Source organism: Solibacillus isronensis (assembly GCF_023715405.1).
Classification (GTDB): domain Bacteria; phylum Bacillota; class Bacilli; order Bacillales_A; family Planococcaceae; genus Solibacillus; species Solibacillus isronensis_B.
Genome location: NZ_JAMBOC010000001.1, coordinates 2,112,028 through 2,127,096, shown reverse-complemented (window position 1 = coordinate 2,127,096; position 15,069 = coordinate 2,112,028). Strand labels below are relative to the sequence as shown.

General features: G+C 37.5%; 6 protein-coding genes. 5 read left to right on the top strand and 1 reads right to left on the bottom strand.

The features are described 5' to 3' along the window. The first annotated feature begins 516 nt into the window (after positions 1-516). The 5 genes from M3166_RS10675 to M3166_RS10655 all read left to right on the top strand — a co-directional run bounded on the left by M3166_RS10675 (position 517) and on the right by M3166_RS10655 (position 12,604). On the top strand, positions 517-3,090 hold the full coding sequence (locus M3166_RS10675) for an S-layer homology domain-containing protein (RefSeq protein ID WP_251689805.1): 2,574 nt from the start codon (positions 517-519) through the stop codon (positions 3,088-3,090). A 408-nt stretch (positions 3,091-3,498) separates the two neighbouring features. Further along, positions 3,499-7,533 (top strand): hypothetical protein, encoded by a 4,035-nt coding sequence (locus M3166_RS10670; protein WP_251689804.1) that lies wholly within the window; start codon positions 3,499-3,501, stop codon positions 7,531-7,533. Positions 7,534-7,784: 251 nt separating this feature from the next. After that, positions 7,785-8,846 carry an S-layer homology domain-containing protein gene (locus M3166_RS10665; RefSeq protein WP_251689803.1) on the top strand — a complete coding sequence of 354 codons (1,062 nt, stop codon included), beginning with the start codon at positions 7,785-7,787 and terminating at the stop codon, positions 8,844-8,846. Between the two features lie 284 nt (positions 8,847-9,130). Beyond that, the gene (locus M3166_RS10660; protein ID WP_251689802.1) at positions 9,131-10,072 is read left to right on the top strand and encodes an NlpC/P60 family protein; all 942 of its coding nucleotides are present in this window, start codon (positions 9,131-9,133) and stop codon (positions 10,070-10,072) included. 555 nt (positions 10,073-10,627) lie between these two features. Then, positions 10,628-12,604 (top strand): N-acetylmuramoyl-L-alanine amidase, encoded by a 1,977-nt coding sequence (locus tag M3166_RS10655; RefSeq protein ID WP_251689801.1) that lies wholly within the window; start codon positions 10,628-10,630, stop codon positions 12,602-12,604. Between the two features lie 303 nt (positions 12,605-12,907). Here M3166_RS10655 and M3166_RS10650 read toward each other — a convergent pair whose 3' ends face one another. Beyond that, complete coding sequence (locus M3166_RS10650) at positions 12,908-14,917, bottom strand: S-layer homology domain-containing protein (protein ID WP_251689800.1); 2,010 nt, start codon at positions 14,915-14,917, stop codon at positions 12,908-12,910. Positions 14,918-15,069: the final 152 nt, after the last annotated feature.

The following is a 15,069-nucleotide window of genomic DNA, read 5'->3' as shown; positions in this document are numbered from 1 at the left end:
AAAATATTGAGATAGAGGGCAGAGAAAAAATGGAAAGTTCTTATGCAAAAGGAGAAAGTTTGTGCTTGAAAGTGGTACCCGTAAAAGATATTAGCCGGTTGCCGTCAGAAAGTAGAACCTTAGAAGGGAAAAGTAGAAAGTTCCGGCTCGAAAGCAGAACTTGGAAAAGATAATCGCCACCTGCCCTTCGAAAGTAGAACCACCATGGTTAAAAGTAGAACAAATCACTCTAAAAGTAGAACCTAAATACAGAAAAGTAGAAAGCCCCGCCGGAAAGTAGAACCTTTTTGTCGAAATGTAGAATCATGGCGCGCAAAAGTAGAACTGCCTCCCCGACACCCCAAAAAAGAAATACCTACTAAAGAAAGCGAGAATTACCATCGCTTCATAACAAGTAGCGTGCTACACTTAATTTGATTGCTATTATTCTATTAAATATTGTACATTTCAGTGAAATATATGGCGATATTCGGTATAATTTATACGTTATTGAAATAAAAGGAGGGAATCTGTCGAATGTTGAAAATAAAATCAGCACTGTTAGCCTCGCTACTATTTTTATCCACAGCGCTACCAACCGCTACGTATGCAAATGTACAAGGCACAGTTGAAGCTGAAAATCCAACAGCACAAAATTCAACCACTACTATGACTCCAACTACGGATTCCGGTAATATTCCAGTAGTTCAAGAGGAAACGGTTACAGATGAAAAGGAAGCGGAATCTACTTCTGCTGATGAAAAAGCTGAACAAACAACGACAACACCTGCTCAGCAAGAACCACAAACAGAAACATCTCCGGAAAAAGAGGAATCAGTAGAGCAAGAGCAAGAGTCTCCGGCACAAACTGAACAGCCTGCAACAGATGCAGAACAAAACGAGTCATCTGAGGAGCCAGCTAATCAGCCGCAAACAGGTGAAAAGTTAACGGTTAAGCAGAAGCTTGCGGATGTACCTGATAGTTTCTGGGCTAAAAATGAAGTAATGCAGCTTGTAGAAATGGGCGTTATCGGTGGTTATCCGGATGCACAATTCCGTCCAAATTTAAATATTAACCGTGGTCAGGCAGCAAACCTGTTTAAAGGGGCATTAAAGCTTCCGGATGGTAAGTATCAGAACAAGTTTTCAGATGTAAGTGCGAAATCAAGCTTTTTACAAGGTGTATTTTCTACATATGAAGCTGGTATTTTTGGCGGTAAACCAGACGGACGTTTCGGTGTAGCGGATGCGTTAACACGTGAACAGATGGCGACGACTTTAGTGCGTGCATTTGATTTGAAAGATACAGGTAAAGAACTGACATTTAAAGACTGGAACAAAATCAGTGAATCACATCGCGAAAATGTTAAAATTTTAGCGCAGCACGGAATTACAACAGGGCGTGAAGACGGTACTTACGATCCGAAAGCAACAGTTAACCGTGTTACGTTCTCGGTCATGCTTCACCGTGCACTTGTTGCAACAAATCTAATTGCAAAAAACGAATATAAAGTTCAAGCAGCAGAAGTATCAAGTAATTTTAAAAACAATCGTGAAGAAATGAACTTTGCACAAGTAACATCGGATGCAAACCCGTTATATCTTCGTTCAACAGCTACGATTGTATTTAAAGGAACAACGACTGAAACTTACGGTGTTGCAAAGGATACAGTTTATAATTATGCCGTCGGGAATCAAGGTGCAACAGTGAAAGTAACAGTTCGAGCTTTGGAAAACGGCGATGATTTTGTGTTTACAACGTTAACGAATAAAGGGAAATCAAAGCTGACTGTGGATTTATTCCAGAAAGCAACGAATGTAACGAATTACCGATTGTACCGATATGATCGTTTCCCAATCGAGAAAAATTCGGCTGATGTATTTGGCTTTGACTCGTCATCATACCCGACAGGATTATTACGCATTATGGAGAACGAAAAGCTGGCGACAGATCGTATGGTTGGAAAGGCATATCGTTCAAAACAATTAACACAAAGCTATAAAGATACTGGTGGTACAAGTTATATGCGTGATTTGGAATCGGAGTATGAAGCGTATTCACAAGCATGGCTTGGCGAAGATTTATTCAGCTACTATACACTTGTTTCTAATGGCAATGATATTGTTGACACATGGTATATGAATTCAAATGAACGTTTATTTAAAACAGATGAAAATATGAATGGCTGGATGCTTGAAACTGCGCTTAACTATAAGAAGCGTAACAACTGGTACACAGCAGAAGGTCCATACAATAAAATGGCGACAACTACAGAGCCAATGCCGAAATCTTACCAAGGTTTCGGGCGTAATCTATTGTTGGTAAAAGAAGACCGCGCACTTGTATTATTAAAAGAACAGGGCGACCGTTATTTTGCAAACTTAGTGAAAAACTCGTTCATTAACTTGAATAAGTTTAAAGGCGACGCGACTTACTGGAAGACTGAAGTAACGAGTACGTATTTGAAAAACTTATTTGGAATTACAGCACCATTTATCGACACGCGCTTCAATGAGCAGATTGCGTTATTCTACTATAATTCCGGGGCCGAGTTTAATATGCCGAACTATAAAGAGCCATTACGCAATTATGCGGACCTTTTAGCATCGCGTAAACAGGCGGGGCATGTAATCAATGTTGCTAAAGATGCTTATTATATTTCAGATTACTTCCCTGTGAATCAGCAGGTGACAACACATGCATCGATGAACCATGTACTTGGTGGCATGAATGTTCTGTTGTTGGCATATAAAGAATTCCAGGATCCAAAATATTTAGAAGCGGCAAAATCGATTAGCCGTGCATTGCAAATTGAGAAGAACAAGTGGATCCGTTCAAACGGAGATATTTGGTACCGTGTGAATCCAAAAGGTGAATTCGCCGGTGATGATTATCAGCACTTAACGCTTGAAGACTTGATCAACTCTTATAAAAACTGGAAAGATGTAGATCCATCACAATTACCTGTATTTGAAGAGATGTTGATTTCAAAAGCGAATTATTTATCGAAAAACCGTTTAGGTCACACATACAAAATTAAAAATGGTCTTGAAGAAATCGGCATGTCCGAGTATTTACCAGAAGGCAAATTATATACAGACGCATTGTAATAAAAGATCACTCTATTCTTTATTGGATAGAGTGATTTTTTTGTTTTTAAAGAAAATGGCGGATAAATATAAAAAGTGTCTATTAAATATAGAATTGCCGATTATTTGATATTGAATGACTAAAATACTAATGAAAATGACTAATAAGCTCACAATTTTGACTAATATGAATAGATAATTGGCGAATAATGTTGTCAGTTACGGACTTTGCAAATTTACAATGCATTTTGACGAATAAGGATCTTCTTTAGGCGAAAAAAGTATGTAAAGTGCCGAATATTCATTGGGCTCACTATCCCTAAATCATTTTCCTTATATATCAACTAACAAACTGTGAGAATATGCCGATAATTAACCTAGGATTATGAACCATTTTTAAGCATGACCCGTGAAGGAAGGGATAAAACGATGAAGAAAAACTTGAAGGTTGGTTTGATGGCAGGACTCTTGATCACTCCGGCAATCGTCGCGCAGGCTGGAGAGGCAGAAGCGAGTGAAACACCGACTCCGTTTAATGTCGTAGCTTCAGTTACTGCAGAAGGATTATTGAACAGCTTTAAAGCTGCCAATGAAGAGTCCACAAGTGCGACATTAACTCAGGAAAGAACAATTTACGATACATATAAAGATGATGAAACATTTGCGGATATCATGCCGCTGATAAATGCTAAACTGATATATTTAGAAAAATACATGCAACTTAAGCAAGATGCAGCACAAGTAAAAATTTTAATTTCAAAGTTAACGAATACAAATAAAAACTTAGTTGCAGACAGACAAGCAGCACTGGAGGCACTTGAAAATCTAAATGTAAATTTGGAGAATGCCGCCACTGAGTTAAGCAAAACTGTAAACGGTAATGCAGGTACGTTTTTGGAAACATTACTGTATTACGATGAAAATGGTCAAACGGATTTCATTAATAAATACGTGACTGAAGTATCTTTGAATCATTTACAATCTTTTGAAGAACAAACGACAGCCATTGAACAATTTATTGAAAATTATATTAGCCCCATCACGACATTAACGGCTCAGGAGTCATTTAGTAAGGGGAGCTTTATTAGCGTTGTAGCTAATGCACGAAATGAATTTAATGACATAACAGATCTTGCCTTTAAAAATGTATTGAAAGTTCAACTAGTAGAAAGTAATGCAGGGATTGAACAATTTATAAAAAATGCAGAAGCTGATATTAAAAAGGCACAAACGGTTGAAGATAAAATTAGAGATTTAGTTGATAACCCACCAACTGCAACAACATTTAATTCAAAAGTAAATGCACTTGTTAAAGAATATGGACAATTAACAGATGTTCAAAAAAAACTGGTACCAAACGCGGATGAATTAAAACCATATGAGAATGTATTAAACGTAGTAAATGAAATTACGAGAATTTCTAAGTTACCAGCAAATACTGAAGAATTCCGTGAAGAGGCAGAAAATGTAGAGAAACTATATAATGCCCTCGATCCTTTGGATACACGATTAGTAGTGAATTATGACAAATTACTAGAAATGCAAGCGGCAATTGAAAATGCAAAAAAAGTTGAAACAGAAATAGTAAAGATTGATTCAGCAAAATATGAAGAGAAAAGCTCAATCGTTGCAGATGCAAGAGCAGCGTACAATGCATTACCAACAACTGAGCGCAAATATGTTTTAAAAGAATTATTGGATCTCCTTACATCATGGGAAAAATCAACTGCAACTGCTGCAACGATCAATAAACAAATCGACGCGATCAAAACAGATGTATTTGCGAATCTGGATGATAAAAAGCTGACGGATACGAAAAAGCGCTCAACTACCACTTCATTTATTACAAAGGTGCGTACTGCGGAATCTTCGTATGCCAAAATTGAAGAGCGGGAGCTTGTTCATAATCGAGCTCGTCTAGAAGCTTTAATACCGATAACAAAAATTGCCGATCAAGTAGTGAATTTAAACGTCACGAGTACTACTTATGCAGAGGATTTAGTATCAGCGGAAAATAAGTTAAACGAATGGAATTCATTAAAAGAAGCGATTCCTTCAAATGAAGCAGCAAATGTCGAAAAGCTTCATCAATTTTTAACGTCCTATTTGCAATTACAAAAAGAGGAACAATCTAGCGCGGCAAAATTGGATGCTGATATTCTTATCTTTCAAAATGCTGAATTAGTTGATTTGCAGCAAATTGATGCAGCTCGTGAAAAATATAATTCATTATCTGCAAACGGCAAGCGGTTAGTAAAAAATATTAAAGTATTAACAGAAATCGAAAAGGCGAACAAGGCAGTATTAAATACAATTCAGGCAATCAGCAAGATAGATGTAATGGCAAAAGATTTCACACGTAAAACGACTGCAGCTGAAACTTCTTTTAATAAACTGGCAGAGCCTATGCAAGGGCTTGTTTACAATAGAGATAAACTAGTTGAGCTGTTGCCGTTCGCAAAGCTGATGTTGGAAATTGATGCAATTCGCCCAACGGCAGCTGAGTTCAAAGTTAGCCTTTCAACTCTACAAAATGATTTTGAAAAAATATTAAAGGATTATACTGCACCTGTAGAACCAATTACGGATTTAGAAAATATTCAATTAAGGCTTTTTACCGAATACGGGAAAAAATTAACGGACTATGAAGTGATTGTTTCAGATTCTTTTTCAATGGAAAGCCGAATTGATGCACTGCAAACGAAATCCGGTGAAGCATTCATCACCGATTTAGCGGAAGTATCGGCAGCTTACAAAAAATTGGATTCAGCAACAAAACGCAATGTCGGGAACTCAAAAGTTTTAACGGGGCTTGAACGGGACTACAAAGCATCATTGAAAGTAATCGATCTTATTGAAAAACTGCCTGTTCATACAGACCGTAATTACCCTTCAAAAGTATCTGTAGCTCAAAAAGCGTATGAACGGCTAACCGATAAGCAAAAGCAAGATGTTTATAACTATGGCTCGAAGCTGGACAATATTTTAAAAGTAGCGGATTTAATCAATCGTATTGAAAAATTACGTGTCGGTTCAAAAACATACGAAGCGGATGTCACGGTAATTCGTGCGGAATATGCAGCATTGACTGGTGCGGAACAAGAACTCGTGCATAATATTACGAAACTTTCAGCTGCAGAACAAGGTGTTTCCGATGCCAAGCAAGTAATTGCACTCATTGATGCAGCGGTTCCTATGACAGAGAACTATATCCAAAAACTAGTCGATGCGCGAAACAGCTATGATAGTCTGGCTAAATCAGATCAGCGTTTAGTAACGAACTACAAAGACTTAACGACTCGTGAGCGTGGTGTAAAACCGGTACTAAAATTGGATAGTGATATATTAGCGTTGGATCCATCGAATGCACGTACTTTTATTTCGAAATTTAAATCGGCTGAAAAAGCATATGAAAAACTAACGATGTCTGAACGTTCACTGCTCATCAACAGCGAAAAGTTATTAGGAGATCTTACGACAATTTATAATGTAGTAAATGCAATCAATTCAATTAAGCCATCGAGCAAAACGTTTGTAGAAGAGACGGCGGCAGCGAGAGCATTATATAACGAACTGCCGGATGAGTTAGCGGTACAAGTGTCTAATTTACCGACATTGCAGGAACATGAACTGAATGTGGAAGGCGGCGCAAAGGTAGATGCGATGATTCGTGCATTAAATGCAGCACCGTCAAATGAATTTATCACCAAAATAAAAGAAGCGCGTGAAGCCTATAAATCGTTAAGCTCGGCCAACAAAAAAGGTGTGACACTCGAATTTGAATTAAAAGAGCAGGAAAAGTACATTAAACCAATCGAAGCGGCAATTAAAGCAATTGATGGCTTAAGCGATCCAAGAAATGATTTGAGCCGTCAATTTAATACAGTCAATAATGCTTTGAAAAAATTGGATGATAAACAAAAAGAGTATGTAACGAATATGGACCAATATTCGAACTTGTCCAATGTAATCCATGTCTATACACTGATTGCAGGGTTAAAGCCAAGCGACAAGTACTATCAAGGAAATATGGAAGCCGCAAAGCTGGCATATGACAAATTGTCGGAAGAGGAAAAACTGAAGGTTACAAACTATTACAAGTTACAGCAGGCTGTACTCGATGTAACGGAAGTCCAAAAGGTAACATCAATCATTGCCTCATTGAATTCTTCTTCAAGCAGTTTTGATACTGATGTTACAAATGCAGTAGCTGCATATAAAGCACTTCCTTCCGGGTCTAAGCGCCAAGTACTGAACTATTCTGTACTTCAGCAAGCCGAAAAAGATTTAAAAGCGGCGGAACGTGTCATGAAGCAAATAGAGGATTTGGATTCATCTTTAAGAACGTATGCTTCAAGAGCGAAGTCTGCGAAAACTGCTTACGAACGCCTGACTATCAACCAAAAGTCTTTAGTGAAAAACTACAATAAACTGCAGGCTGCTATTTTTGAATTAGGCTTGTAATTTTATTGAAAATACTATAATTTAATTACTGTACCCCAAAAGGTAGAATGGAGAATCTGCCTTTTGGGGTATTTTTTAGTATAAACTTAGATTAAAGCGAGGCGCCTAATTATAGAATATAAGAAAGATTTCTGTCGAATTTGGCGTAAAATTTCTATTTCGTGGCTTTTAAGTTAGTTGCAAGTTTTTCTGTTAAGAGAAAAGTAATTAATCCATTGTATAATAAGTTATGGACTGATAGGGGGGGTTTGATGAAACGGGTTTTAATTATGGGGTCCATCATTGCGTGTTTATTACATGCACCATCTTCTGAGGCATATGCAAAAACGACTCCAACTTTCACCGATGTGAAAAGTACGTATTGGGCGGCACCTGTAATATATGAGCTAGTTGAAAAAGGTTTTATGGAAGGCTATACAGACGGTACATTCAAACCGAACAGTACGACGACTCGTGCTGAGGCGGCAAGTATTATTGCAAGAACGATGGGCGTACAACTAACGACTGATTTTGTTCCAAAATTTACGGATGTTCCTACAGATCACCGTTATTATAAAGAAATTTGTAAACTAGCAGAATTGGGGATTATTCAAAACGCTAGTGAGTTTCATCCTGAAGCCCCTTTAAAGCGCGCACATATTTCAAAAATGATTGCTCTTGCCTATGCGGTTGAAGTGGATCAGAAAAACAAGACATCGTTTAAGGATCTGCCTAAAAACTATTGGGCAAAAGATATAATTGAATCACTGGCAGATGTGGAAATTGTAAAAGGAAAGACTGCCAAAACTTTTGAACCGAATGAATTTGTTACGCGTGCTCATGTAGCTGCACTCACTATGCGCGGAATGGAGTTTAAGGAAAAGGTTAAAAATTTGGATGTAATATATGACTTTTTGCAAAAGGATTATATTGATACAGTGAATCATCATAAACAGTGGGAGAAAAAAATATTGGAGCTTGTTAACAAGGAACGGGCTGCTAAAGGACTTTCGCCACTTATGCAAGATAAGAAATTAGCACAGATCGCCATTATTAAAGTGAAGGATATGCTAAAACGCAATTATTTCGAACATAATTCACCTTTTTACGGCAACCCGTGGGATTTAGCGACGTTATTTGATTATGAGTATACAAGCTATGGAGAAAATTTAGCCCGTAACTTCGAGTCACCGGAAACAACGGTAAAGGCTTGGATGGCTTCACCGAAACATCGTGACAATATTTTAAAAGAAGTATATACACATATGGGTATCGGCATTGAGCAATCTAAAAATGGGAAATATTATGTAGTTCAACATTTTTCTAGTAAATGAACTGGTAAATACTAGTACCTTACATTACAGTAATGTTACAAGTTTTATTTCATTAATATAAATATTCTACAAAAAACACCGAATCTCTGCGTAAATGCTGAGATTCGGTGTTTTCTGTTTTTATATCAAAATACTGCAAACTGTTACACAAGTGAAAAATAATATCACAATTATATATGTTACCCTGTTATTAGGTTAAATAAACATGAACAAACAAGTTTTACGTTATGTTATACCTCGAATATTCATCGCGAGGCCTATTTTGAAGGGAGTTCCATTTTAAAGTGAAAAAGAAAATCTTATTACCGATCTTTGCAACTTTCATGATTTTTTCAGGTGTAGGGATGGGTTCAAATAATACAGCACAAGCAGCATCAGTTTCAGAATTAACAGCAACAGCTTCTAAATATATCGGTGTACCATACGTTTACGGAGGAACAACAGCAAGCGGGTTAGATTGCTCTGGATTTACTCAATTAGTATTCAAGCAATTAGGCTTTGACTTAAACCGTACAGCAGCTGCTCAATATAAACAAGGTAGTGCCGTTTCAAAATCAGATTTACAACCAGGCGATTTAGTATTCTTTAATACAACTGGTAAAACCGCTTCTCACGTTGGTATCTCATTAGGAGGAAATAAATTCGTTCACGCTGGTACAAGCACAGGCGTTACTGAAGCAAGTTTAAGTTCTTCTTACTGGGCGAAGCGTTATAACGGAGCAAAACGCGTAGCAAGCTTTGGAGAAAGTCAAAAAGTAGTTGCAGCAGTTTCTTCAGTTGAAAAAGAAGAAGTAAAAGATTCAGCAATCGATTTCACTGTTTATGCATCACGTGGTGAAGTAGCAATTCAATTAGCTAAAACATTAGGTTTAGATACATCTGATACAAATTCACCATTCACAGATATTAAATCATCATCTAAATATGCAGGTGCAGCAACTGCACTATATAAATTAGGCGTTTTCACTGGTGATGAAGGTAAATTCAATCCAGCTTCACCATTAACACGTGCTCAAATGGCAAAAGTGTTAGTAAAAGCATTCGACTTGAAAATGAAGCAGGATACTTTAAACTTCACAGATGTACCAACATCTCACTGGGCACATAGCGACATCTCGATCTTAGCATCGAACGGCATCACAGTAGGTAAAGGTGACGGCACATTCGGTACAAACGACAACGTTATGTTAAAACATTTAACAGCTTTCATTAACCGTTTACAATAATAAGATTGGCAATACCAATACTTAATGAATAAAAATTAGTAACTTCTACATATCTCAATAGATATTCACCTTGCAGGGAAGTACTTACTAATAGTAGTTGAAACACAGACAAATTTGTCTGTGTTTCTTTTTGTTGTGGGGCTTGGGGTGTGTGCTGCTTTATTAGCCAATGGGGGAGGGGAAGTGGAAGCTGCAGTCCATAATGAGGAACAATTCAGATCGAAAGTAGAAAGCGGTAACCTTATTAGAAATTCTCTAAATAAAGGTAGAAACTTTTCCATCAAAAGTAGAAATTTTGCCAGGGAAAGTGGAAGCTATAGCTAAAAATGTAGAACATTTCATACCTAAAGTAGAACGCGCACATATATTAGCCAATTCCAGACTAAAATTAGAACCACTTTCATCTATAACAGAATCTCTCATCTCTTATATGAAAAATATCACATTCTACTTCCTGTAAACTAGAAAAATATTAAGTTTCTTGCTTTGTACATATTAATTTTATGAATAATTTGGTAAAATGGGAACTATCTAATAGAGGGGAGGATTTTAACATTGTCTTTGCGTAATCTTGTCGTGACGGTGACAATCATCTTCATGGCAATGTTCCAATTGAATACGGCCTATGCTAGTACAAGCTTTGCCGATGTCCCTTCTTCAAACGGGGCGTATAATGAAATAAATTATTTAGTAAATGCGGGTGTCATAAAAGGGTATACGGAAAATGGTAAAACTCTTTATAAACCGAACGCCCATGTAACCCGTGGACAAGCTGCTAAAATGGTCGTTGTGGCCACAAATAACAAGCCTTTAACTGTAAAAAAGTCTTCTTTTTCTGATGTTACATTGGGAACAGAACTTTCGGGTTATGTAGAAAGTGCGTTGAAATTAGGGTTTTTCTCTGAGCAATCTAAAGGGAAATTTGGACCGAACACACCTTTAACACGAGAAGAAATGAGTAAAGTGCTGGCCATTGCATTTAAATTAAACACAGCTCAAACGGAAAAGCTGGAAATTCCTTTTAAGGATATTAAACCGACGTATGGCTACTATCCTTATATCGCGGCGATTTACTTTAACGGAATTACAATGGAGGCCGATAAATATAATCCGAAAAATTCAGTAACACGTGCGCAGTTCGCTTCATTTATCGCTCGTGCATCTTCCGAAAAGTATCGTTTACCGTTGCCAGTACAAGGGGTGAACGTACCAGATGTTTCAGCAGCAATTGCTTCTGTTAAAGCAAATGTTAATAATTTAAATGTCCGTACATCTGCCTCTTCTTCAAATGCATCGAATATTTTGGCGAAAGTAAATACAGGTGCATCGTTTGCCGTATTTGATATCCAGAAAGACGGTTGGCTGAAGGTTTCACATGAGGGACGCTATGCTTATGTTTATAAGGATTATGTAGATTTTATAGATGAATCCGGCAAGCTGCTTAACAAAGTCCAAAAGCATGTTTACGCATTGGGCAACATTCAAGCATATGAAAAGCGTGATGTTGGTTCAAATAGTGTAAGTTCAATAGCAGCAAAAGAGAAAATTGCAGTTTATAATACGATTGGCAATTGGTATGTTACGTTAGTAAATGGTTTACCTGCCTATGTACGAGTGTCTCAAACCGAGGATTCATTACAGACAGAACCAGTAACTCCGCCAGTAGTGGTACCGGAAAAACCGGCAGTGGAAGAGGAAAATAATGTACCGAACCCTCCTGCGGAAAATAACGGAGAAAACGAACAACCAGTAACGCCGCCGCAACAGCTATTGACGAATACGGTAGGCAAAGCGACAGTTGATGCCTTACAAATTCGTGAGTCGGCTTCAGGTACTTCACGTTCGCTTGGGCAAATTAAGCGAGGAACATTAGTGGAAGTCCATTCGGTATCAGGAAGCTGGGCTAAAATCACATATAACGGTATTAACGGTTATATTAATAAAACATATTTACAACTTCTTAATCAAAAAGGACCTGCTGTAAAAGATCGTATTATTGTTCTTGATCCAGGTCATGGCGGTAAAGACCCTGGTGCTGTCAAAAGTAATGCACGTGAAAAGGAAATCGTTCTAAAAGTTGCAAATCTAGTAAAGCAGAAGCTTGAAAAAGATGGTGCGATCATAAAAATGACGCGTTCTGGTGATACATATCCTAGCTTAGAGGATCGTGTTCGATACGCTAAAAATGAGAACGGTGAAATTTTTATCAGCCTTCATGCAAATGCAGCAGCAAAGGAATCAGCGAATGGAACAGAAACATTCTACAGTGTTACTTCCAATGCAAATGAAAAAGAGGATTTAGCGTTGGCAACAGCTATTAATAATGAAATCGTTAAAAATGCAAAAATGTACAACCGCGGTGTAAAGCGTGCAGATTACGTTGTTATTAAAGGAAACGTAATGCCTGCTGTTTTAGTGGAGCTCGGCTTCATTACAAATACTGCAGATAGAGAAAAGCTTGTATCTGACGAGTATGTCGAAATTTTTGCCCAGTCTATTTACAACGGTATTGTGCAATATTATACGAAATGATTGGCTGAGCGGCTTCCTGATTGGGGGGCTGCTCAGTTTTTTATTTATGTATGATTTTCTAATATGTTTCGCAGAAGTTCTAATATCCTGTGAAATGTTCTAATAAAAGTGCCAAGTTCTAATATAATAGCCATTTCTTCAAATATGTCATTCAGATGTTCTAATATCATACCCCGAAGTTCAAATATTCTAACCCAATCTTCTAATAACCTTCCTAACTTTTCTAATAAACTGTCACTCCGGAAACCCCAGGCCAAAACTACAAAAAAAACCAGCACTTCCGAAGAAGTACTGGATTAAAAATTAATTTCCTGGAATTAATTGAACTAAATCAGAGCGTACCCAACCGTGTTTTGCAGGAGGGTTATTGTCTGACAAAATTTTGTACCATACATAGCCGTCCGTACCTTTCGTTTCTTCGACGATTGCGACAGGATAGCCGAACACGCCTGTTTCACCTACATATTTCGCTTTATAAGTGAAGTGAATTGGCGATGATGTTGTTGGTTCATTACGCACATTTACAAGATGGCCGTTTTCATATGATACGAATGCCAAGTTCGCCTGCTTGTAATCTTTTTTACCGAAGCGGTTGTCCATGCGATACATATGACCGGCAATTTTACTGCCCCAGAATGGATCTGATGCATAGTGAACATTCATGCCGGATGTTTTATTCCCCGGTACTGCACCTTTTGCGTAAGCACCTGATTGAGGCACGTACTTCAAATTGACGTAGCGGTTAATAAACGCAAGTACACTATCATCACGGTTTTTATATACTTGACCTAATGTTGGATCAGTGTCGAACACTTCAATACCAAAAATGTTGTTTTTCGTCAGTGCATTTTTACTTACTCCGTAATCACCTTCATGCATTGCTGCAGCTAAAATGAATAAGGCATTGACATGATATTGTGATTCCACTTGCTTTAAAAATTTCCCCATCCCGATTAAACGAGATTCAATCGTTGCTTTGGCATATTGAGGGGAAGTTTTGATTGCCTGGCGCTCTTTTAATAATGTCATAATCATATTGTCCAGTTCTTCAGCTGTATAATTAGATGGCTGACGAATCGACTGGAATTGGAAATACGGATAATGTGTTCCTACTTTTTTCGTTAATAGAACATCAGAGTAGAAGTTTACACCATCTTGGCTATAATATTGTGACCCTGGTTTTATAAAGGAAGGTGCTTCACTCACTACATAATTGCCGTAATACTTTTGTGTAATATGGTTATACGTACGATGTGTTAAGTAACCGCCTTCAGCAAAATAGTAGTCTTGTCCTTTAATTAAGCTTGTTGGTGTTAATGTTACTTCATCAATTTTCGCATAGCCTTTTGTATCTGCTAATTGAACGATTGCATACTCATCATTGCTTCCAATATATTTAAACTGAGAGCCTTCTACAGCATACGATAACGACTTCGTGAAGTTTTTATCTGAATAAATTGTTACAGTGTTTGCTTTCGTATCAGCTGCTGAAGCGATACCAGAAGACATTTTAATGATTTTGTCGCCTTTAATAATTATGTTTGAACCAGAACTTTTTAACGCTGACTCTGCTTGTTCGTAGTTAAAATAAACAGTAGAGTTTTTCGTTATTACTCCATTTGAAATTTTACCTACATAATAAATATTAGGGTTCGGAGCTGGCGTTTCCGTCGGTTCTTCACCTTCTTTTACAGCAAATGTTTCGATTGTCGTTTGCATACGGAATAAAAATGCTGCGGCATGTGCGATTGTCGCATTGCCTTGAGGTTCAAAAAATACCCCATTTTTCGTATGTGATCCACGGATAATATTGTAGTAAACGTTTGTAGCTACTGCCGGTTTGAACTGATCGCTAATTTTGTTGTTATCCTTGAACGTTAGTGGTTGTCCTTCCAACGGCACGTTTGAATAACGCAATGCTTTTTCCAAAAGTGCTGCCATATGCTGGCGCGTAATTTTTTCGTTCGGACGGAATGTGCCATCAGGATAACCGCTTAAAATGTTTGATCCGGCAGCTGCCTGGATTTCACGTGTCAGTTCATTACCAGCTTTTAAATCCTTAAAAGTGTATGTAGACGAATCTGGTAATTTAAGTGCGCGGGTAATATAAGAAGCAAATTCTCCACGCGTAACGGCACGGTTAGGATTGAAATTTCCTTTGCTGTCTGGTCGGATGACATTTTGATTAGACCAATATGTTAATTCATTTACCATTTGATGGCCTTTTATATCATTTGCATGAGATGTTGATTGTGTTGTGAAAGACAGAGCAACGACTAATGCGAATGCTAGTCCAACTATTTTTTTAAACACAGATTCACGCTCCTTTCCTATATGATGATATTTTACCAATATATGAGCGAGAATCATAGATGAATCCTAATACTTTAGATGTTTGTAATATAAATGTAATTAAAAAGTCCTTTGAAAACTAGTTTAAAGATAGGGAAAAAAGAGCTCTGTAA

Excerpts from the sequence above, each read along its gene's own strand:
- M3166_RS10665 (WP_251689803.1), top strand. The coding sequence starts at position 7,785 with ATGAAACGGGTTTTAATTATGGGGTCCATCATTGCGTGTTTATTACAT.
- M3166_RS10675 (WP_251689805.1), top strand. The coding sequence starts at position 517 with ATGTTGAAAATAAAATCAGCACTGTTAGCCTCGCTACTATTTTTATCC.
- M3166_RS10670 (WP_251689804.1), top strand. The coding sequence starts at position 3,499 with ATGAAGAAAAACTTGAAGGTTGGTTTGATGGCAGGACTCTTGATCACT.